General features: G+C 57.0%; 31 protein-coding genes and 1 pseudogene. 13 read left to right on the top strand and 19 right to left on the bottom strand.

From position 1 onward, the window contains the following. Positions 1 to 6 precede the first annotated feature (6 nt). The gene (locus B2Y33_RS16940; RefSeq protein ID WP_027916370.1) at positions 7 to 630 is read right to left on the bottom strand and encodes a LysE family translocator; all 624 of its coding nucleotides are present in this window, start codon (positions 628 to 630) and stop codon (positions 7 to 9) included. 128 nt (positions 631 to 758) lie between these two features. Between B2Y33_RS16940 and B2Y33_RS16935 the strand changes: the two genes are divergently transcribed. Continuing rightward, positions 759 to 1,580, top strand: coding sequence for an AraC family transcriptional regulator (locus B2Y33_RS16935; RefSeq protein ID WP_027916371.1), 822 nt, complete (start codon positions 759 to 761; stop codon positions 1,578 to 1,580). 97 nt (positions 1,581 to 1,677) lie between these two features. Beyond that, positions 1,678 to 2,289: a LysE family translocator gene (locus B2Y33_RS16930; protein WP_027916372.1), complete on the top strand. Its 612-nt coding sequence runs from the start codon at positions 1,678 to 1,680 to the stop codon at positions 2,287 to 2,289. On the opposite strand, the gene B2Y33_RS16925 is transcribed toward B2Y33_RS16930, so the two are convergent. Further along, a complete protein-coding gene (locus B2Y33_RS16925) occupies positions 2,270 to 2,962 on the bottom strand; it encodes a metallophosphoesterase (protein WP_206406116.1) in 693 nt (230 codons plus the stop codon). The two genes, B2Y33_RS16930 and B2Y33_RS16925, sit on opposite strands and share 20 nt — an antisense overlap. A gap of 114 nt (positions 2,963 to 3,076) precedes the next feature. Here B2Y33_RS16925 and B2Y33_RS16920 point away from each other — a divergent pair, with 114 nt between their 5' ends. Next, positions 3,077 to 3,817: a carbon-nitrogen hydrolase family protein gene (locus tag B2Y33_RS16920; RefSeq protein WP_027916374.1), complete on the top strand. Its 741-nt coding sequence runs from the start codon at positions 3,077 to 3,079 to the stop codon at positions 3,815 to 3,817. Beyond that, positions 3,814 to 4,056: a hypothetical protein gene (locus B2Y33_RS16915; protein WP_027916375.1), complete on the top strand. Its 243-nt coding sequence runs from the start codon at positions 3,814 to 3,816 to the stop codon at positions 4,054 to 4,056. The genes B2Y33_RS16920 and B2Y33_RS16915 overlap by 4 nt, the downstream gene beginning before the upstream one ends. Here the strand turns inward: B2Y33_RS16915 and B2Y33_RS16910 are convergent. After that, positions 4,041 to 4,559, bottom strand: a complete 519-nt coding sequence (locus tag B2Y33_RS16910; RefSeq protein ID WP_027916376.1) for a methylated-DNA--[protein]-cysteine S-methyltransferase — start codon at positions 4,557 to 4,559, stop codon at positions 4,041 to 4,043. The two genes, B2Y33_RS16915 and B2Y33_RS16910, sit on opposite strands and share 16 nt — an antisense overlap. 135 nt (positions 4,560 to 4,694) lie before the next feature. Between B2Y33_RS16910 and B2Y33_RS16905 the strand changes: the two genes are divergently transcribed. Further along, entirely contained in the window at positions 4,695 to 4,865 is a 171-nt protein-coding gene (locus B2Y33_RS16905) for a hypothetical protein (RefSeq protein WP_023533860.1), read from the top strand. A gap of 93 nt (positions 4,866 to 4,958) precedes the next feature. Here the strand turns inward: B2Y33_RS16905 and B2Y33_RS16900 are convergent, their stop codons facing one another. After that, entirely contained in the window at positions 4,959 to 5,285 is a 327-nt protein-coding gene (locus tag B2Y33_RS16900) for a hypothetical protein (protein ID WP_027916377.1), read from the bottom strand. A gap of 214 nt (positions 5,286 to 5,499) precedes the next feature. On the opposite strand from B2Y33_RS16900, the gene B2Y33_RS16895 reads away from it, so the two are divergent. From B2Y33_RS16895 to B2Y33_RS16885, 3 genes are all read left to right on the top strand, one after another. Next, a complete protein-coding gene (locus tag B2Y33_RS16895) occupies positions 5,500 to 5,808 on the top strand; it encodes a hypothetical protein (RefSeq protein WP_023533881.1) in 309 nt (102 codons plus the stop codon). A 117-nt stretch (positions 5,809 to 5,925) separates the two neighbouring features. Further along, positions 5,926 to 6,132 carry a hypothetical protein gene (locus tag B2Y33_RS16890; RefSeq protein ID WP_028687870.1) on the top strand — a complete coding sequence of 69 codons (207 nt, stop codon included), beginning with the start codon at positions 5,926 to 5,928 and terminating at the stop codon, positions 6,130 to 6,132. 124 nt (positions 6,133 to 6,256) lie between these two features. After that, positions 6,257 to 6,493, top strand: a complete 237-nt coding sequence (locus B2Y33_RS16885) for a hypothetical protein (protein ID WP_305955242.1) — start codon at positions 6,257 to 6,259, stop codon at positions 6,491 to 6,493. Between the two features lie 35 nt (positions 6,494 to 6,528). Here B2Y33_RS16885 and B2Y33_RS16880 read toward each other — a convergent pair whose 3' ends face one another. After that, complete coding sequence (locus B2Y33_RS16880) at positions 6,529 to 6,837, bottom strand: hypothetical protein (RefSeq protein WP_027916379.1); 309 nt, start codon at positions 6,835 to 6,837, stop codon at positions 6,529 to 6,531. A gap of 316 nt (positions 6,838 to 7,153) precedes the next feature. Here B2Y33_RS16880 and B2Y33_RS16875 point away from each other — a divergent pair, with 316 nt between their 5' ends. Continuing rightward, positions 7,154 to 7,411, top strand: coding sequence for a hypothetical protein (locus B2Y33_RS16875; RefSeq protein ID WP_027916380.1), 258 nt, complete (start codon positions 7,154 to 7,156; stop codon positions 7,409 to 7,411). 464 nt (positions 7,412 to 7,875) lie between these two features. On the opposite strand, the gene B2Y33_RS16870 is transcribed toward B2Y33_RS16875, so the two are convergent. After that, on the bottom strand, positions 7,876 to 8,175 hold the full coding sequence (locus B2Y33_RS16870; protein WP_027916381.1) for a hypothetical protein: 300 nt from the start codon (positions 8,173 to 8,175) through the stop codon (positions 7,876 to 7,878). Between the two features lie 196 nt (positions 8,176 to 8,371). Here B2Y33_RS16870 and B2Y33_RS16865 point away from each other — a divergent pair, with 196 nt between their 5' ends. After that, the gene (locus B2Y33_RS16865; protein WP_088523783.1) at positions 8,372 to 8,704 is read left to right on the top strand and encodes a hypothetical protein; all 333 of its coding nucleotides are present in this window, start codon (positions 8,372 to 8,374) and stop codon (positions 8,702 to 8,704) included. 683 nt (positions 8,705 to 9,387) lie between these two features. Here B2Y33_RS16865 and arsH read toward each other — a convergent pair. The 6 genes and pseudogenes from arsH to B2Y33_RS16835 form a co-directional block, all read right to left on the bottom strand. Beyond that, positions 9,388 to 10,122, bottom strand: coding sequence for an arsenical resistance protein ArsH (arsH, locus tag B2Y33_RS16860; RefSeq protein ID WP_206406115.1), 735 nt, complete (start codon positions 10,120 to 10,122; stop codon positions 9,388 to 9,390). Continuing rightward, positions 10,122 to 10,592, bottom strand: a complete 471-nt coding sequence (locus B2Y33_RS16855) for an arsenate reductase ArsC (RefSeq protein ID WP_059184053.1) — start codon at positions 10,590 to 10,592, stop codon at positions 10,122 to 10,124. The genes arsH and B2Y33_RS16855 overlap by 1 nt, the downstream gene beginning before the upstream one ends. 9 nt (positions 10,593 to 10,601) lie before the next feature. Then, positions 10,602 to 11,891, bottom strand: coding sequence for an arsenic transporter (locus B2Y33_RS16850; RefSeq protein ID WP_206406114.1), 1,290 nt, complete (start codon positions 11,889 to 11,891; stop codon positions 10,602 to 10,604). A 19-nt stretch (positions 11,892 to 11,910) separates the two neighbouring features. Continuing rightward, positions 11,911 to 12,261, bottom strand: coding sequence for a metalloregulator ArsR/SmtB family transcription factor (locus B2Y33_RS16845; protein ID WP_088523785.1), 351 nt, complete (start codon positions 12,259 to 12,261; stop codon positions 11,911 to 11,913). A 68-nt stretch (positions 12,262 to 12,329) separates the two neighbouring features. Continuing rightward, a pseudogene (locus B2Y33_RS16840) lies at positions 12,330 to 12,692 on the bottom strand (IS66 family transposase); the annotation flags it as partial. A gap of 550 nt (positions 12,693 to 13,242) precedes the next feature. Next, a complete protein-coding gene (locus B2Y33_RS16835) occupies positions 13,243 to 13,635 on the bottom strand; it encodes a hypothetical protein (RefSeq protein ID WP_206406113.1) in 393 nt (130 codons plus the stop codon). Positions 13,636 to 13,829: 194 nt separating this feature from the next. Here B2Y33_RS16835 and B2Y33_RS16830 point away from each other — a divergent pair, with 194 nt between their 5' ends. Then, on the top strand, positions 13,830 to 14,267 hold the full coding sequence (locus tag B2Y33_RS16830; RefSeq protein WP_206406112.1) for an acetyltransferase: 438 nt from the start codon (positions 13,830 to 13,832) through the stop codon (positions 14,265 to 14,267). Between the two features lie 89 nt (positions 14,268 to 14,356). Then, a complete protein-coding gene (locus B2Y33_RS16825) occupies positions 14,357 to 14,734 on the top strand; it encodes a VOC family protein (RefSeq protein ID WP_027916390.1) in 378 nt (125 codons plus the stop codon). A gap of 106 nt (positions 14,735 to 14,840) precedes the next feature. Here B2Y33_RS16825 and B2Y33_RS16820 read toward each other — a convergent pair whose 3' ends face one another. The 6 genes from B2Y33_RS16820 to B2Y33_RS16795 all read right to left on the bottom strand — a co-directional run bounded on the left by B2Y33_RS16820 (position 14,841) and on the right by B2Y33_RS16795 (position 17,656). Next, entirely contained in the window at positions 14,841 to 15,008 is a 168-nt protein-coding gene (locus tag B2Y33_RS16820; RefSeq protein ID WP_165919287.1) for a hypothetical protein, read from the bottom strand. Positions 15,009 to 15,128: 120 nt separating this feature from the next. After that, positions 15,129 to 15,317, bottom strand: a complete 189-nt coding sequence (locus B2Y33_RS16815) for a hypothetical protein (protein WP_027916391.1) — start codon at positions 15,315 to 15,317, stop codon at positions 15,129 to 15,131. A gap of 201 nt (positions 15,318 to 15,518) precedes the next feature. Then, positions 15,519 to 15,875, bottom strand: coding sequence for a hypothetical protein (locus B2Y33_RS16810; RefSeq protein WP_206406111.1), 357 nt, complete (start codon positions 15,873 to 15,875; stop codon positions 15,519 to 15,521). A gap of 62 nt (positions 15,876 to 15,937) precedes the next feature. Beyond that, positions 15,938 to 16,228: a hypothetical protein gene (locus B2Y33_RS16805; RefSeq protein WP_225806690.1), complete on the bottom strand. Its 291-nt coding sequence runs from the start codon at positions 16,226 to 16,228 to the stop codon at positions 15,938 to 15,940. Between the two features lie 166 nt (positions 16,229 to 16,394). Then, entirely contained in the window at positions 16,395 to 16,700 is a 306-nt protein-coding gene (locus B2Y33_RS16800) for an NIPSNAP family protein (RefSeq protein WP_027916394.1), read from the bottom strand. Positions 16,701 to 17,488: 788 nt separating this feature from the next. Next, a complete protein-coding gene (locus B2Y33_RS16795) occupies positions 17,489 to 17,656 on the bottom strand; it encodes a hypothetical protein (protein ID WP_154665212.1) in 168 nt (55 codons plus the stop codon). Positions 17,657 to 18,138: 482 nt separating this feature from the next. Between B2Y33_RS16795 and B2Y33_RS16790 the strand changes: the two genes are divergently transcribed. Continuing rightward, positions 18,139 to 18,567: a hypothetical protein gene (locus B2Y33_RS16790; RefSeq protein WP_144435223.1), complete on the top strand. Its 429-nt coding sequence runs from the start codon at positions 18,139 to 18,141 to the stop codon at positions 18,565 to 18,567. Between the two features lie 687 nt (positions 18,568 to 19,254). On the opposite strand, the gene B2Y33_RS16785 is transcribed toward B2Y33_RS16790, so the two are convergent. Continuing rightward, positions 19,255 to 19,454, bottom strand: a 200-nt coding sequence (locus B2Y33_RS16785; RefSeq protein WP_288633172.1) for a hypothetical protein, incomplete at its 5' end; no start/stop codon positions are given.

The following is a 19,454-nucleotide window of genomic DNA, read 5'->3' as shown; positions in this document are numbered from 1 at the left end:
CCTTGACTAACGCCGAACGACCAACAGCCCTGCCCCTGCGCTTGCCAGCAGCGCGGCACTGGTGCGATTGAACAACCTACGAGGCCGCGGCCGCGAGAACCATCGCTGCAAATAAGCGCCCACTGCAGCGTAGAGCGCGATGGCTGCCCATTCCAGCAGTAGAAACAAAACCCCTAGTAACAGGAACTGTTGGCCTACCGGCACGGGGCTGGCGACCGATACGAACTGTGGCAGAAAGGCTGTAAATATCAGGATGGCTTTCGGGTTGCCTGCTGCAACCATGAACTCCTGACGCGCCAGGCGCCACCCACTGCGCGCCGAGTACCCAGCATCGACGGCCGCGGCCACTGGCGCACGCCACAGTTGCCACGCCAGATAGAACAGATACACCGCCCCCACCACTTTTATCGCCAGAAACAGGGTTTCGCTGGTATGCAGGACCACGGCCAGGCCCATGGCCGCAAGGCCTATCATGCCGCTGAAAGCAAACAGGCGCCCTACCCCTGCAAGGCAAGCGGCGCGCAACCCATAGCGACTGGCATTGTGCAGCGACAACAGGTTGTTGGGACCTGGAGCCATGTTCAGGGCAAAGCAGGCCGGTATGAAAAGCATCAGGCTGGCAAGGTCCATCCCTCTATCCTCTGAATTTAGGGCTGTATCGCAGGTACCAGGCCGCAGCGTCAAGGTACAGTCACGCGCGACAACTGTACGGGCCAGCAGCGTCTGTTTAAGCTGTCAGCCATCACGAGGACCTTCCGATGCCGCGTTCCAATACCCGCCTGTGGCGAGATCCGCGCTTGCCGCAGGTCGAGAGCCGCCGGGCCTGCAACAGCCGGGCCTGCTACAAAGCCCATAGCCATCCGACCTTCTCCATCGGTGCCGTGGACGCGGGTTCCAGCCTGTTCACAGGTGCAGGTTGCGGGACCGAGCGGCTCACCCCCGGTACGCTGGTGGCGGTCCCCGCGCACCGGGTCCATGCCTGCAACCCCGAGGCAGACCAGTCCTGGAGCTACCAGATGCTGCATGTGGATGCGCGCTGGCTGGCTGAGCTGCGCACTGAGTCCGGCCTGCCCTGCGGCGCGCCTGAACAACCGGCGCGTGTCAGCCGGGATGCCGAAGCGTACCACCGATTCTGCCAACTCAACGACGTGCTGTTTTCCGAGGCGGCCCCGATGCAAAAGGAGGCCGAGCTGATCGCTTTTCTGTGCGACATGGATTTCGACACCTTCTCGCCCTTGGCCGCAGCACCCGTCCTTCAAGCCCCAGCGCTGCAGGATTTGCTGACGACCCTGCACGACCAGGATCCGGCTCGCCTGACCGTGAAGTCATTGGCCCGGGAAGCAGGCCTTGGTCGTTATCAACTGATTCGCGCGTTTCGGGCTGCCACAGGCCTGACGCCGCACGCCTACTTGCTCAACGCCAGAATCAACCGGGGCCGTCAACTGCTCCGGCAGGGTCACCGACTGGTTGAGGTCGCCCACGACCTGGGGTTCGCCGATCAAAGCCATTTTCAGCGGGTATTCAAGGCGCATGTCGGGATCACACCGGGGCATTACCTCAAGGCTCAGACCATGAAGTAAGGCTGCGCGGTCACCACCTGCAATATTGTTCAATACGCAGCGTGCCTGCACTCGCACACTCAGGCAACTGATCTCAAGCGCCGAGCCACCTGCGACCATGCAAGCATTTATCCTGATTGCCCTTGCCCACTTCCTGGCGCTGTTGTCGCCCGGGCCGGATTTCTTCCTGATTGCCCGAACCGCAATTGCCAGTGGCTGGCGCGTGGCCAGCGGCGCATGCGTGGGCATTGCCCTGGGCAACGGGGTATTCATCGTGCTGGCCTTCACCGGGGTGTCCATACTGCACGAGGGCAGCGCGCTGTTCGAGCTGTTGCAACTGGCCGGTGCGGTTTACCTGGTCTATCTGGGTATTGCGTTTCTGCGTCATGCCGGCAGTACCAGCGTGTCCCCGACTTCGGCCAGCAGCGCACCCACCTGGTGGCGCAACCTGCAGATGGGCCTGCTGTCCGGCCTGCTCAATCCAAAAAATGGGTTGTTTTACGCAAGCCTGGCCAGCCTGGTAGCGGGCAGCTCTACTATGTGGCTGTTTTCGTACGGCATCTGGATGTTCTGCGCGGTGCTTGCCTGGGACCTGCTGGTCGCTGTCAGCATAGGCCACCCGCGGGTACTGCGGCGATTCAGCAGTGCCCTGCCCTTACTCGAACGGCTGTCAGGCCTCGTGTTGCTACTGCTCGGCATCGGTTTGCTGATCACGCTGGGCTGGCGTTGACCAGCATCAGTGTACGCAGGTCCATCAGGCTGAAATGCCCACTGGTCCATCCCCCGGTATCCAGGTGCCACACATTGCCCAGCTGCCTGACAGACTGGACAGTGGTATGACCGACCAGCAGGGCGCGCAACCCTTTTACGGGCGTGGTATCGGCCTGCTTCAAACGTCGCCTTGACCACAGGCAGGTTTCAAGCACGTCTGGGTCATCGTCCAGTTCGAGCCAGGTACGCAGGGTGGACCAGTCGTCGAACGGGCTGTCGGCATGCAACAGGCCAATGGGGCCGCTTGCCGACTCGACCTGCAAGGCGATCGGCATCTGTTCGAAATGCTCGACGAAGCGCAGCTGCTCAGCGGCCGTCGAATCGATGAACCACCCACCCCCTGCTGCACGGTACATCGCCAGGTCCAGCCGGCCGCCACGGACCAGGTTGATCGCCAGCGACTCGTGGTTGCCCTGGACCGCATAAAACCATGGCTGCTCCAGCCAATGCAGGGCTGCCCGGCTAAAGGGCCCGCGATCGACCAGGTCGCCGACGCTGAATAGCCGATCCTTTTCCTTGTTGAAACCGACGGCGTCCAGGCTTTGCTGCAACCGGTCGAAATGGCCGTGTATGTCTCCAACGGCCAGATCCCGACCTTGAACATTGGCACCGACAAGCTGGAAACGCTGCATGACCTTATTCCTTTGCAAGTAGACAAAGACTTTCTAGGCCTTTGCCTGGGCAGCATGGCACAAGCGGCTGGTCGGGAGTATGCTCGGCGATCACGTGCCAGGGAAGGAAGTGTCATGAATCTGTGCGCTGCACAACTGGGTTCATTCAAGGGCGATGTGGCGGCCAACGTCGGGCGTCATCTGGCCTGCATCGAACAGGCTGCGAGGCTGGGCGCTGCCGTGATCGTCTTTCCCGAGTTGTCGTTGACCGGTTACGAACCTACCATTGCCCGTCAGGCTGCGCTGCCTTTGGGCTCCCCACGCCTGGACCCGCTGCAGGCGGCAAGTGACCGCCTGGGCATCCTCGTTGCGGCGGGATTGCCGTTGCCAACCCCGAACGGCATCCAGATCGGCATGCCGATCTTCACCCCGGGCGCCCCGCGCCAAGCCTATGCAAAACAGCGTCTGCACGAAGATGAACTGCCCTACTTCAACGCAGGGGTGAGCACCTCGCTGATTCAGGCGGCGCATCACCGAATTGCGCCCGCCATCTGCTATGAATCGATGTTCATGGCACATGCTGCATCGGCACAAGAACGAGGGGCAGACATCTATCTGGTGAGTGTGGCCAAGACGGCAAAAGGCGTAAGCGAAGGACACATGCATTATCCGCAGGTGGCGCGCGAACTGGGCCTGACCGTGCTGATGGCCAACTGCGTTGGACCCGCCGGCGAGTTCCTGGCGGCCGGTGGTTCTGCGGCGTGGGACAGTGAGGGTCGCCTGCTGGCTTGCCTGGACTCCCACAGCGAAGGCCTGCTGCTGCTGGACACCGAGGCTGGCACTGCCAGCGTGATGCCGCTGGATGCGCCCGCGTGATTTACCTGGTACTGGCACTGGCGAGCTACGGGCTAAGCTACTACGTGATCGGATTGCTAATCGATGGCCAGGTGGCTGACATTGCCGAGGGCATGCGCCATCGCCGTGATGCGCCTGCCCCAGGTCAATACCTGCGGGCTGTTCAGGCACGATTGCGCCGTGTGCGCTGGGAGTATTCACTCATGGTAGGTACATTTCTGACTGCACTGTCGTGCGTTGGCGCCTACTGGCTGGGCTGAAGCCGCAAGTCCAGTGGCAACGTTTGCCGGCCTTCGAGGGCCAATAGCAGTTGTTTGGCGGCCAGGCCACCGGCAAAGCCGGTGAGCCCACCGCCAGTCCCTATCACACGATGACAGGGCGCAATGATCGAAATCGGATTGCGGCCATTGGCAGCGCCTACCGCCCGCACGGCACTGGGGTTGCCGATCTGCTGGGCGATCTGACCATACGTGCGGGTTTCACCAAAGGGTATGCAGAGCAATGCGTCCCACACTCGACGCTGAAACGCCGTCCCAGAGAATTCCAGGGCCAGATCGAAACACTGACGTGAGCCGGCGAAGTATTCGGTCAGTTGACGTGCGGTTTCGATCAGAACGGGGCAGTGATCGTCACGCTGCAACGGACCAAGACGCACTCTGTTTTCCCGCTCCTGCTCCCACAGCACGGCGATCAGCCTTTGATCCCGAGAGACAAGGGTCAGCGTGCCAACCAGCGATGGCATGAGGGTGTACAGGCTGGGCATACCGCTACTCGGAAATGAAAAGGCAGCGTGCGGGGGGTGCTTATGACAAAGCGACTAACCGTAATGGAACTGAATTACTGCGAATCGGCACCGGTCAACACTTGTGAACGCTGCAAGAAACTGACGAGGTGAATCATGACTATCGAAGCTGAGACGCTCGCACAACTCGCACAAGCCCTGAAGGCACAAGGGGCCAGGTTGATCGCTGACCTGACGTTCATCCGCGCGCCTTACCGGTGTGGCAAGCGCTGGGTATGCAATGTAGTACGCCGCAAAACCGCACGCAAGCCTGCACTGCTTCAATGAACGGCGCGCCGCAACTACCACGCTCTTGAATAGGCGAAGGACCGCCCTTTTTCCTGCGATCACGCCCGCCTGCAAACCCGCCTGACGCACCTGTCACTCAAGGCATTCGCGTGCCGCCACCCTCAGCTTGTCGCCCGACAGAAAGCTGCCTTTATAGAATGTCGCGCGGCTACCCTCCCCCGACTCGATCACCTCCAGCACATCATCGGTCGTCACCGCACTAGGCGCCGTCATGCGTACGCCATGGGGGATGGATTTCTGCGTTGAATTGGGTGCCAAGGCCTGCCATTGCGGCATAACGCAGGCGGCATATTGCTGGGGCGTTTTGGATGTGAGCTTGCTTGCAGTGGGCTTTCCGGGTGAGGCGCAGCCCACGAGTGCTACACACAGCGCCGCCACGACATACAGGAAGTTAGGCATTTCTTTGGCCTCGATCAGTCGCGGGCATTTTAGCAAGTGAAAGGGCCAAGGAGGAATGGACCATCGTCGAATTCCGGAAACATCACGGTTGCCCTTTTTTACCGGCGTGCGGAACGAATGCAGCCTGTCTTGTTTCTGATGAGCAATCATGCACAGCCACACAAATGTGGGCACTGCTTGACTGATTTAATTGGGCGATTCGCTGGAGTCCTACATGGTGTGGTGGCTAGAAGTGCTTGCACAATTTGCAACATCGACCGGTCTGGCCGTGGTGTGCATCCTGGTGTTCTGGACCTACGGGCTGGCGTTCGGCAGGTTGTACATGAAGCTGCTCGCTTGCCTGCTGGCCAGCGTGCTGCTGATGGTCGCTGCATTCCCGCATGGGGTGAATTTTGCTACAGGCCTGGGCGCAACAGTAGGCAACAGTCACTCATTGTCGTTGTTCCTGGCTGACGCCAGCGGGGTTATCGCCGCAGTTCTGATCGCCTCTTTTTTCTTCAACCCGGAACGCTTGATAGAGTAGGCGGCGCTGTGCAGGTTGTCGCCTGACAGTTCTGCCAGTAGCAAGGGCAGGTATAGGGTGGCAATGTCATCAGGCCAATCCCGGCACGCGAACCCTTCAGCCAAGGATGCCGAGCCCATGAACGAGTCGTCTAAACAAACGCGGTTGTTTTACCAGAACGGTAAGCTGATAACCCTCGTGAGCCCCGAGCAGCGTCAGCAGATCTTTCGCTCCCCTGATACAGCGCTTGCCGAAACGCGTGTTGATAGTGGCCCGGCCTTGCTGGGTACTGACGCTCAGGGATCAGTTCTAATGGTGCAATCCGAAGATCAAGCACCCTCCTGATTGGGATCGTGGGCAGGTGGAGAAAGAGCGTGGGCACAGGCGTTCCCTTCCGTTACTGGAAGCCGGGCCAAGCGCAGCGGCTGACAAACATGCTAAGGTTGAACGCATCGCCCATCGAGTCAACATGTTCATGGAATCACTTGACTGCATCAAATCGGACTTGGTCAAAACCGCAGATCATCTAGAAGAACTTGGCAAAGCCATGAACGGCCATGCGCGCTTCATGCAGGCGCGGGGTGCTCATCCGGATCAGATCGACGTGAACGCACACATTGAAGCCCTTGCACAGGTAACCGAAGCCCTGCGGGAGGTGGCAACCAAGATGCAGAGCTCACTTAGCCCTGCCGTGCGTAACAAGTGACGCATTGAGTACAATCCCATCCCCCGAAGATCGTCTCAATGAAACCTGAGCTTGACCACCTTGCTCAGCGCCCAGCCGCCGAATACGTAGAACAGGTCCAGGTAGAAGCGGCCGGCATAGTTGGGCATAGGGTGGTTGTCGATGAGCTGCTCAGGACCGGGGGCAGGCGGCATGAGCGCGTAAAGTGCGTTCGGGATCAAGGCCAGGGCGATCAGCAGCAAGTAGGCTGCCCCTTTGATCCAGTGCGCGCGTGGTGTAGGCCTGGCTGACCATTTGACGCCGTAATACGCGATCAGGCCTGCCACGGGCAATACCCAGAAATGTGTTGGGATGCCAATGAACATTTCAGCTACAGCACTTCTTGTTTCCACGCACTTTCCTCCGATTGAATACGCGAAGTATTGCGGTTGAGTGCGTCAAAAGCAAAGTGCTCATGACGCCTCTACGCGCTTGGCTGCTACTTCAGTATTCAGTTAGCTGTCGTGGGGAAAAGCATCGGGCACTCCCAGTGCCGCGGTCATGTCGCTGGGTTTGCATCCAGCGTGGATGCAAACCCAGTACACGTCTCGTACCAAGCGTAGTAGCGTTCGCCTTTCGACGAACTGCCAAGGTCCGTTGCTTATGTCCATGGACCGGGCCACTCACGAACTGGGAAGTCAAATGGAACACGTTCATTCCGTCAGCCAAGACGTCATCGATTCAGCACTCATTGCGTTTTCACGTTTCAAGATTGGTGAGATCAAGGTTTACGATCTGGAAAATGCAATGAGTTATGAAGCCGGACAAGCGCTTGCCCGCAGCGGGCTGGTGCGGTTCTCGATTCACAAGCTGCCATCGGGACGGTACCGCATCAGTGACGAGGGCGAGAACGCGATTACCGAAGCAGGCCGCGAACGGCTGGAGATGATCAGGGGTTGAGCGGGTAGTTGGCTGAAATAAATCCCCAGAGATGCGGCTGCAGACGGCACAGGATTGACCCGTGCCGTCTCGCACCCTCAAGTACCCTGACTCCAATGAGCAGCGATCGCCAGCACGAAGAAAGCCACCACCGCCTCCACAACAAGGTAGATACCGTAGAAGTCCTCTGAAAACATACGCAACTTTCCGCTTGAGAAACGACTGTCCTGAGCCGAATGACCCGGCGCCTGAATCAGATAAGCGGTGGCATTCAGAAGTTCATGCCCGGTAAAGACTGTCAGGCGACTCCAGGCGGAATGCCATCCTTGTTCTTGTCCTTGAGTCGCGCTTTTTCCTCCTCGGTGGCGTGAGCCGGTACCTGATCTTTTTTGGGTTCAGGTTGCTGTTCAGTCATGTTCAAACTCCTCAACGTGTGAAACGTTGGGCATTTGTTGCGCTCAGCAGTTCAGACGTATCGGCAGCCATCATGTTCCATGACCGCTCTTGGGGATGCTCTGGGAATTGAAAGAAGCCACTTCGCGGGCCCTCATGACGCCCCAGGCCAATGCCCGGGACATGGACTCCTTTGGGCGGTCGTCGAACGCCTCCTCATAGACAGGCACGCCGCCAGGGGCATAGACACCTATGAACAGCTGAACGAGGCCTTTTCGGGACAGACGAACCTGTACATTAATCGACGTCTTGTCGCTTAATGTCTCTTCGTGCGCGCGATGGTGCAACGTAGGGTCAGCCCAGGACCAGAACACACTGCCGCGTATCCGCATCGCGCCTCCTAATACTTTAGTCTAATGGCCGCTAAGAGGGACATTAGCCGCCTGCCGCTTGGGCTACTAGCGAAATATGGCATCGAACCTCATCGATCAGACGAGCGGGAACGTCGGTGCCATAATGCTGGGCTGTCGCGATAGGGCGCCATTAGCGATGCCTGGACGCACTGCACATCTACCGCGAGCATCAATCATGAATTCGTTACTGACCTTCTTCGCAGCTGCGGTGTTGCCACTGTTGGCGATCGCCCTGACGGTCATGGCGCACCGGCACGTCATGCAGAAATGGCGAGCGAAAATCGATACCGAACTTGCACAGGCCTTGAGCACCTTGGGTGTCACCACTTACACACTGCTCGTGGACAAATTGACTTCGCCCAGCACCGACAGAACTGCCCAGGTCTATCGCATTCTCCTTGGCGAGCGCGGAGACTACTATCTGTTCATGAAAATCGGAGAGCAGCCAGGCCTGCTCAAGCCGTTGAGCAAGGAACGGGCTTTGCTGGCTGTGCGGGTCAATGGCTAATATGCTTTGGCGGTGGCCGATCAGGCATCTCACTAGGTGTCAGAATTCGAGAGCATGCGCTTGGTCGGCTTCTTGTAGAAAGCGTGTTTATCAGCGGCATGAGGAACGTTGAACGATGGGAGATGACGCGCGCTGGCTGCGTAAAGGGGCGAAACTTACCGCTGAGTCAACGGACCTATCCGATTCGACTTTAATCTGCCCTGCCAGTTGCCAGTACCGTACTACGTGGGACATTTGAGGGCTGAATGTGCAATGAATAAAGGTCTACTGATCGGGCTGGTGGTGACCCTGCTTACGGGGTGCAATCATTATTTCAACAGCCCCTATGGAAGTCGCTGGGATCAACGAAATATCCCCTGTGACGCCACGCCACCTAATCAACCTGGGTGCTACGACAATGTGCACCAAGAGGGGCTGCTCAACAGGCTTTTAAGAAAGGACTAGTCATGCCTGCTTTCTTGGCCCGCTTGTTCAAGCGCACAGATAAGCCAGGGCACGCTGAACTCAACCGTTCAACCGACTCCAGCCAGATCAGCCCTCCCTCCTCCGTGCCCTTCATGGACAACGACGAGACCACGCGCCTGACCACAACCTGCTCGATACGAAGCTACGACGTAAGCGCACCAGCCATTACACGTTGCAATTGAAGTTGCGTAATGGCTGACATCCCATCCAAGCGATTCCTAGATGGAGCGTTGATTTATCCTGGCCGATAGAGCTTCAGCGCTTTCTTTTCGCTCCGAATATCGATCTACCAAATAGCCCTCACGGCCACGAACCAGCAGCGTGAACTTCACCAGTTCCTCCATCACATCGACCACGCGGTCATAGTACGGCGAAGGTTTCATTCGGCCAGCATCGTCGAACTCCAGATACGCCTTCGGCACGGACGACTGATTCGGGATGGTCAGCATGCGCATCCATCGACCTAACACACGCATCTGGTTCACAGCGTTGAATGACTGAGACCCGCCGCACACCTGCATCACCGCGAGTGTTTTGCCTTGGGTTGGCCGCACGGCACCCAGGGTCAAAGGAATCCAATCGATCTGCGCTTTGAATACCCCGGACATAGCGCCATGACGCTCGGGGGAACACCATACCTGTCCGTCTGACCACAGCACCAGATTACGCAGCTCTTGTACCTTCGGGTGTTCGACTGGCGCGTCATCCGGCAAGGGCAAACCTGACGGATCGAAAATCACCGTCTCGGCGCCCATGTACTGGAGCAGTCTAGCGGCCTCTTGCGTCAAGAGACGACTGAACGAACGCGCTCTGGTCGATCCATAGAGCAGAAGGATGCGTGGTTTGACGTTCGACGCATCAGCCAGGTTAAGCTTATCGGCAGTGGGCAGATCCATCAGCAACAGATCGAGGGCAGGAAAGGCCTCGGCAGAGTCGATATCGAACTCGTTCATCACAATGCTCCAATCCGATCCAAAGCCTGCTTCAGGTCGTCGCCTTGAAGTGTCTTCAGATCCAACGCGAATAACGCTGCGAACCGCCTTTTGATGTGTTCAACCGTTGCGTCGAATGCGACCTGAATAGCCTCGTCGCTGCCATCCACTTCCGATGGGTCAGGCAGCCCCCAGTGGCTCTTGATGGCCGGGCCAAAATACACCGGACAGGCTTCGCTACTTGCCTTGTCGCACACAGTGATCACGATATCGGGTGGCGAGTCCGCGAACGCTTCTGATCCCTTGCTATAAAGGGCGGACGTGTCGACACCCAGTCCTTGCAGCGTGCTCACCGCACGGGGATTGAGTTTGCCGCTGGGGAGGCTGCCCGAACTGATGGCCGTGAAGCCGTCCGGCGCAACATGGTTGAACAGTCCTTCGGACAGGACGCTGCGACAGCTATTGGCCGTACACATGAACAGCATCTTCATAAGTTACTCCTACGTGCTGATGCTCAAGCGCACGGCAAGCGCTGCCAGTGTCAGCAGCAGAATGGGGAAAGTGATTACGCAGCCAACCTTGAAGTAGTAACCCCAAGTGATGCGGATGTTTTTCTGAGCCAGGACATGCAGCCACAGCAGCGTCGCCAGACTACCGATGGGGGTTATCTTGGGGCCAAGGTCGCAGCCGATGATGTTGGCGTACACCATGGCTTCGTGGGCGAGCCCCGTCGCGCCACTGTCCTGAATCGACAAGGCACCAATCAGCACGCTGGGCATGTTGTTCATGACAGATGACAGCAGCGCAGCCGTGAAACCGGTGCCGAGTGTCGCAACCCACAGACCATGATCGGCGAAGGTGCCGAACAATGAGCCGAGTCCTTCTGTCAGCCCTGCATTCTTCAGGCCGTAGATCACCAGATACATGCCAAGTGAAAACAATACGACCTGCCAGGGTGCGTTGAGCATGACTTTGCGGGTCGAGATCACATGCCCTTTCGCGGCAATTATCAGCAACACCAGTGCGCATACAGCGGCGACAGCACTGATCGGTATGCCTAGGGGCTCAAGGGCGAACAAACCGACTAGCAGATGCAGCAACACCCACCAGCCAGCAATGAACGTATGGCGATCCTTGATGGCCTCTTCTGGTCGCGGTAGTTCTTCGGGTGAGTACGCCAGCGGTACCTCTTTTCGATAAAACAACCAAAGCATGCCTAGCGTCGACCCGACACTGGCCAGATTCACCGGCCACATCATCGAGGCGTACTGACCAAATCCGATGTCGAAAAAATCGGCAGAGACGATGTTCACAAGGTTCGAGACAACCAGCGGCAAGCTGGCAGTGTCGGCAATGAAGCCGGCAGCCATCACGAAAGCCAAGGTTGCTGCCGGGCTAAAGCGCAGCGCCGTAAGCATTGCGATGACAATGGGGGTCAGAATCAATGCTGCGCCATCATTAGCAAACAGGGCCGAGACAGCTGCACCCAAGAGTACCAGTAGTGCAAACAGGCGTGCCCCGCTGCCTCTCCCCCAACGAGCCACATGAAGCGCTACCCACTCGAAAAAGCCTGCCTCATCCAGCAGGAGGCTGATGATGATCACCGCAATGAACGTCGCCGTTGCGTTCCACACAATGTGCCAGACCACCGGGATATCACTGAGCGCAACAACGCCAGTTAGCAACGCGACCACCGCTCCGGCAGACGCACTCCAACCCACGCCAAGCCCTCGGGGTTGCCAGATCACCAGTACCAGCGTTACCAGAAAAATAGACACTGCCAGCAACATCTCGGGTCTCCAATAACACTTAGCAACAGGAAACCTGGCGTACCGGGCGACCTTCCATGGAAGCAAGGCGACCTTGGTCATCACCGAGCCAAGTGCGGTTAGCCTCGAGCGTCGCCTGAAGTACATCCAGTGCCCATAGGGGCAGTTCCGGATGAAGACGGTAGTAAACCCATTGGCCCTGCCGACGGTCCTCCAGCAGCCCGCAGGTACGAAGCTGAGCCAGGTGGCGTGAGATCTTCGGCTGGCTGTCGTCGAGTGCCCAAATCAGTTCACAGACGCACAGCTCACCCTCAGCTGCGAGCATGAGCATGATCCGGGCGCGGGTTTCGTCACCAAGGCATTTAAAGAAAATAGGCGGCTGAATGAGCATGACCAACCTTTATATTCGATTCTACGCATATGCGAATTTACAGATATGTAGCCGCAATTGGAAGCGGCTCATCTCGCTTCAGGCGCCCACGTATGCGCAAGCAGATCAGGAAACTCGCTTACCCTTTGGGTTGGCAGACGACTAGGGACGTCTTTCAGGTAGGCGTATGGATCATGTCCATTCAGCCGTGCCGACTGGATCAGGCTCATGATCGCCGCTGCCCGTTTACCGCTGCGTAACGACCTGGCAAGGAGCCAGTTCGAACGACCGAGGGCCCATGGGCGAATCTGATTTCCCCCCTGATTGTTATGGATGGGCACATTCGAAGCGAACAGGTCAAAGAATTTGCGACGGGCATGGGCCATACAGCCAATGTCGAACAAGCCCTGTACGAAGCTGGCGTTGTAACCTGCAAAGTCATCGCAGACCAACTAGCGATTGCACGAGCCCAGAAAACGAGGCTGCATAGGAAATCCGCTTGATGGACCAGAAATGGTGTCCACTCAAACTTAGGGGGCTCCATGGCCTTCAGCAGTCGTGTGGGGAAGATGTGGTTGCCGGACGGTTACACTACGACTGCCATCACGTCAGCAATAGCGCCCTATCGGGGACAGCCACGCTAGCGACAGCGGATCGAGCACCAGCAGTTGCGACTAACGATCTGTCATCTTCTGGGTAACCAGGCCGAGAGCAGCCATATCACGCCTGTCGCCAACACCCAAGGCCACCTGCTCGCGGGATTCATTGCCATACCCACCAACGCGATAACGATCAATGCCCCCCCCGCCCATCGTTTGCGCGCTGGTGTAAACCATCTCTGAAACCGCCTAAGCATGGCCTGCACGTTTATCACCACCTGTGCTGCACTCTAACGATCGCAGTCTCTGTCGTCGTTCTGATTCACCGCGCCTTGTATCCGCATGAATTGACGTGTGCCGGAAAATTGCGGCCATCAGCTACTATGTCCCGGTTATCAGTAGGTCAGGGAAGAACACCGCGCGCCTGCTTCATTGCCTGCAAGGTCATGCGCTTGTGCTGCAGCGCTGACTGATCTTCGATCCTGCGCACCGCCAGCGTTCTCATTACCTCATAAGCAAGCGCATGACAGACAGGCTCAGTCACGCCATGCCCACGCTGCAGTTCGATAGCGGCTTGCCGACGCTCAATTTCCATCCTTGCTGGGTCATACTCGAACGCCGCAGCTCGCGCCTCGAGCATCACACTATTGGCGGCGGCCAGGTCGACATCCAGCATCCCAGTGAGCGCGCACTGCTCACCTGTAATGGATGACAGCGCAAAACCCTTGTACTGAGCCTCACCCATAACCGGCCGTACAGGTTGCGCAGTGCAGCTCGAAAGCACGACAGTGGCCATGAGCAGATATCGATAATTTTTCATCAGGTCACGTCAGGTCAAATACAGTGGATGAGCCATACGTTACAATTGGCCTCGTCAAAACCACGCTCCAGGCGCTGCTCGTTCGGCCACCATACCGATGTGCCACGCTTAGACTCGCTATCTTCCCTGCCACCCCTCTTTTTCCGCTATCACCCGTTAAGGATGATGCCATGATCATTCGCCAGGCTACTAATACCGACCATCCGCAGTTGCTCGACCTTTGGCTGCGCGCCGTTCGTGCCACTCACCATTTCCTACAGGAAGCCGATATCGAGGCGTTGTTTGCTCAACTGCGCGATAGCTACCTGCCGGCTGTCGAATTATGGATGGCAGAGGATGCCGTAAACGGCCCGCTTGGGTTCATCGGGCTTAACGTAAGCCACGTAGAAATGCTGTTTATCGAACCCAATCGGCGAGGTGAAGGCATCGGCCGCGCGCTACTGGATCACGCCCGGAGTTCACGCGGCCAAATTAGCGTTGATGTGAATGAGCAGAATCCGAAAGCGGTCGGGTTCTATCTGCATTATGGTTTTATCCAAACAGGCCGCTCCCCTCTCGATGGTGAGGGCCGCCCGTTCCCCTTGCTGCACCTGAGCTTGCCCGACTAGCACTGCAGCCGTGGGGTGCTGCTGGTCCGCTCATTGACCATTACGAAGCCTTCATCGAAAACCAACTGCTCACCCAGGGAGGCAGTGAAATGATCAACCATCTGGATCACCTCGTTTTGACAACCATCGATGTCGAGGCATGCAAGGATTTCTATACCCGCGTCATGGGCATGAACCTGGAAATTTTCGGTGCCGGGCGCTTGGCTTTGCGCTTCGGTGAGCAAAAGATCAACGTACACGTGCGTGGCCACGAATTCGAACCCAAGGCTCACTTGCCAGTCTCAGGCGCGTTGGACCTCTGCTTCATCGCCTCGATCAGCCTTGAGAAAGTCGTGGCCCATCTAGAAGCACAGCAGTGGCCAATTATCGAGGGCCCCGTTCAACGCACCGGCGCCACGGGACCTATCCGATCCGTTTATGTGCGCGACCCGGATCTCAACTTGATAGAGATATCGGAGCGACTCTAGCAGGGTTTACAGGAGCAGAATGAAGCGCGATCCAGACAGGCCTGGGTGCTCTCGAGAAAACCAAGCAGGCTATCGGGTGGGGCTTGCCGGTGACGGCCTCGAGCGATCAGGAGAAGAGCTTGAACGCTACCCAGCTCGTCGCCAAAGCGAAGACTGCGCCCGCAGCAGCCGACAGAAAGATGCTGCGCGCTTGGTGCTGCGTGCCCTCGCGGACCTCACTGCCCAGCTGTGCCAGGTTCTCTTTCATCTGCTTGATAACTTGATCATGGCTCATGGTCGTCCTCGCTTGTGATGCCAGGTCACGCCTGTTGCTAGACCCTATGGCGATAGTGTCGGCCGAATTGGCGTAAAGCTCAAGACCACTCGGCGCAAGCCTGTTTCTCAGGACGGCAGGCTAGAGCTTTTGAATGAAGGCCGCAGCGGTAACGATGACGGTGACTAGCCCTCCCACCGCGACAAAGGGGTAAAACAGCGTCTCGCGCTTCATTTTGTTGGCCTCGGCGATCAATTTTCGCGCCTCGGCGGTGAGCTTGTGAATTTCAGCTTGGAGCTTCTCAAGCTCCAGCTCCTCCTTCTCGGTCATTGGCCGTCCTTTCGTGCCTTGAGCCGCACCCTGTCGTGCGTCCTCTGTGCTGCATTATGTGTTCTTAGGTTAGGGAATGCAGCACGCCACAGCATTCATTGATGCTGTACTCCTCAGTGGCGGGCACCGTGGCCTTGAGCGTGGCCACCACGCGCTCGGTAGCAGTCAGCGACCATTGAAAAGCTATCCACCCCGGATAGGTCAACCGGCGCATGACCTGACCGCATCTGTCACGCGCTCCAGCGGTGACTGCCAGGTGCGATAGAAGTGATAACGGACAGTCGAACCACTTGGTGCTGATGCCACATCGACCAAATGGATAGGCGTCTGCGCGTCAGGCGCCAAGACAGCGTAGCGGTCGCCAGATGTCTGCAAGATACCGCCGACACTTACCCCCAGCACCGTGGTGTTCTGCCAGGCATCTCGGATGCACTCGGCAACCTGCTGGGGTGGCCTTGACGACTTCAAGTCCAGCAGTGGTGGATTGCTTCGGGTGTCGCCAACGCTCGCACACCCCGCCAGCAATGCCAAGCCCGACCCGACTATGATGTTTAGCATATTTTCTATCTCCTGAAAGTCGAGACCGTATCAGCCCGGCATCTGCGCGCTCGACGGAACCGCTACAGACAGCCTTGCAATGCTGACAGGCGCTTTTTTGCGATCCAGTTCCCCAGCACCACGTAGTACTTTGCTTCAGACCCACTCGGTGCTGGCTGGATGTCTACGAAATACTCTGATACTTGCGTGAAGACGGTATAGCCGACATCGCGGCCTGCTTGAAGAGTGGCGCCAGGTGTTCCACCAAAAATCGGCTGATTTTGCCATTCGTATTGGACACACTTCGCCAGCGCGGCGTCAGTTTTGGTCGATCTCAGAACTTTATAGGGACCAGCCTGACGAGCTTCATTCATGGTTGGAGCCATGCATCCCGCTAGCAAAGCCAAACCCATTGCCCCGATCAAGATTCGAATTTGATCCCTCCTTGATGATGCCGGGAATCTACCACAAGGCGGCGTGGCCCAGCCCAGATGCGAAAAGCCCAGAACAGAGCTGGGCTGATACAAGGAAATCTGCTTACTACTCGAACACTGGGCGCAAGAAGCTTCGCTCGTAACTCAGAATGAATTTCCTGTCGCTGGCCTCCTTGACCAATTCCATACATGCCGAATCGCCTGCCGCCTGCTGTCGATACTGCTCATAGGCAGCAAGGCTCTCGAAGCTGAACAGGCAATAGGCGACATTGCTCGCCCCCTCAGAAGGCAGGAAATAGCCATGGTGCTGGCCTCCCATGCGCTCGACCAGAGCGATCCAGTGACGGGAATACGCCTCAAAAGCGGGAAGCTGGTAGGGATCAATCACATAACGAACATGGCAGGTGACCATGGAGTCATTCCTTTGAAGGCTTGAGTAAAGCGCAAACTCTAAGGCAATCCTGCACAGACTTCCAAGGATGACCACCTATCCCCCTGGACGCATCACCCGTAACCGTACGGCCTCATGCCGTCGTAGCGTTGTCTCCCAACGACCTGCCCCGGTCCGTTGCTGGAAAGCCCATGGACTTGGGCTTGGATGCTCAAGGAGGATCAACTTGAGCGAGCAACGCGCAATGACTTCCCACGAGGTCGGCGTGTGCGCTGCACTTCAGTCAGATGGCGCATTCTTTGCGACTCTCGCCCTCTCGCAGCGCAGCAAGATTAAAGACGTAGCTAATGTACCGATAGACGTCATGCCAGCCGATGGGATGTGATCAATCTGCAGAAGAGTATGCAGCAAGTCATAAGGAGAGTCGCCCTAAGCAAGATAGAGGAAGGAACGAAGACAGAAAGGGACTTGTGTGCTGCTGAACGATCAGGCTTTGCGTGCTATCCAGTTCGCCAGGCCATACGCCGACTGCCTCTGTTCTAAGTCCCGCATTCATAGCCCAACAGCTGGGTCACAGCGTTTACATGCTGATATCGACCTATGCCGTTGGCTCAACCCAAGCTCCGACTGGAGCAAGCTGGAAAAACTCGAAGTATCGGACGTATCAAAACCTGGCCGAGTATTTCAACGACGACGCCACTGCCATCCTGAGCTTCGTAGTTCGCGCTGCCGCCTAACCCTGCGGCGCTGCCCGCCAGCACCCAAACGAAAAACGCCGCCTAGAGATAGGCGGCGTTAGAAATTCCCCATCAGGGCTTGAAACCCTTATCTGGTGTCTTCGGAGGTGGGATGTCCCATAGCCTGTCGCTGGATTCCTGCTGCGCCTTTGCTTTTTGCTCTTCTGTTGAGCCAAAGCAGCCGCTCAGCAACAGCGCAGTAACGGCGACGAGAATTGCGCCAATCATGGTGTGCTTCATAAGGTTCCTTCCTGTGAAATGGTCGGGCATTACATCAAAAATCGCCAATCGCCGCAAAGCATGGCGCTGAGCCAGTAGCCACCACCTGCCGTACTCAAAACATGAACGCTTTCATGTCCAACCGAATTCTTTGAAGGAGGTGAAAACGCCTCCATGTGGGTTTAATTATAACTAGCCTCCATATACTCTCTACTTCGCTGCAGGCACATTCCTTTTACGTAAGCTTCTGCGTACTCAAAGTGCCTCACCCATCGGAGTTTTCGACCAAATTCGACCCAAGATCTCTGACCTAATTGCAACACCGTAAATATAAACGCAACTGGGGAAACTATCAGTATCATTTTTCCAGGCAGATCACCGATAGACCTCACCATCACTAAAGTTCATCGACTCCAATGGTGGTCTTTTCAGCTCAGCCAAGTATGCAACACTTTGTGATCTAGTCATGCTAGGAAACACCATACCTTGAGGTATAGGTAACCTTGAGCGAGTTAGGCAGGCTGGGCTGCCGATTGTTGGGCTGGACCTATGTCGATAGCGCCGACATCAATCAGCTGCTGGAAATCGCAGAGCTGCAGCTGGCATTGACGATCCACGATGACGCTGACATCCAGGATAGGTGTATTCGGGCCGAGAATTTGGAACTGCACACCAAGCTAGCTGACTGGAACACCACAATCATTCCAGCGCTCAGCAGCGACCTTCGCGAAATCCTCGGACGCCCGAACCTTACTTGCCACCACATCGCCAAGGCTCAACGTATCATGGGGCTCACGATCGCACCCAATGCCGAAGTCAAGCGGGCCGTCGTGATTCACTGGCCTCTCGGGCACTCCTTTAGGCACGGCGCGGATTGGCGTCAGCGTGTAACAGCCGAGCTGGCGAAGGCAGGTAATACGCTGAAAGTCTAATAGGAGTACAAATGTACTACGCTCCGCTATAACCCCTTTCTCCCTATTCACTGCTGCGCTATGTCGATAAAGCCTGACCCGCCCCACATGAAACCATACTAGCGGCTCGGTTCCCCCTCGTGCCCAGCGAACAGCCAGCTTAGAGAAGCCTCTGCTTCAATTGGTTTGCATGCAAATTTGAGGCTGAGGCACAGGCTCCGGCATCAGGTTGGCATGTAACAGATCACCGTAACCCCAGACCAGCGTTCCCAAGACTGCCGCGATGGCGCAAACAGCGCGCCACAATGTGTAGTAACTGCCATGCGATCTTCGCATCTGCCTGTTGAGTCTGCTCACACCCTCGCCCAAAAGCGATTCGCCAAGAAGGGCAAATACAGTTACAACAGATCCCGACCGTGAAAATTGCGCAGCGTCTCCCTCAAACCACCACGTGATACTCCAAGCGAACGAAATAAACACCGCGACTGCAGCTGCGTATAGGCGTCGCCTAACCTCAAACAATGATGCCGCTGCCTTGCCAGTTACCTCAGGCACGTACCTTCCATCATCAATTGAATCGCAAGATCCCCCGTAATTTTCCTCTTTTCTCTTTAGGGCGCCGTGAATCAGAAGAGTGGCAGCAACGCCTACGATCAGGCTTAGGTGTGTTTTGCGCACGTGGCTATCTCTCTTGAAATTTGAATTATCTTAATTACTTGTCCGGCTAGTATATATGCCTGACGCATTTTTAATGGTGTATTTACGCATCAGTGCCGAGATATGGCGGCCAAGAAATCCGTAGGCCCAGCGCACAAACGGCGGCACGGTGGTGCCCGTTGATGAGGTGAGCGAATGACCCGCCTCGCCTCCTGCCTCCTGCTGTTGGCTGTAGTGGTCTACTAACCCCG

Origin of the sequence: Pseudomonas sp. UBA5666 (genome assembly GCF_002420785.1) — a bacterium.
GTDB lineage: Bacteria > Pseudomonadota > Gammaproteobacteria > Pseudomonadales > Pseudomonadaceae > Aquipseudomonas > Aquipseudomonas fulva.
This window is presented reverse-complemented; position numbering and strand designations above follow the sequence as displayed.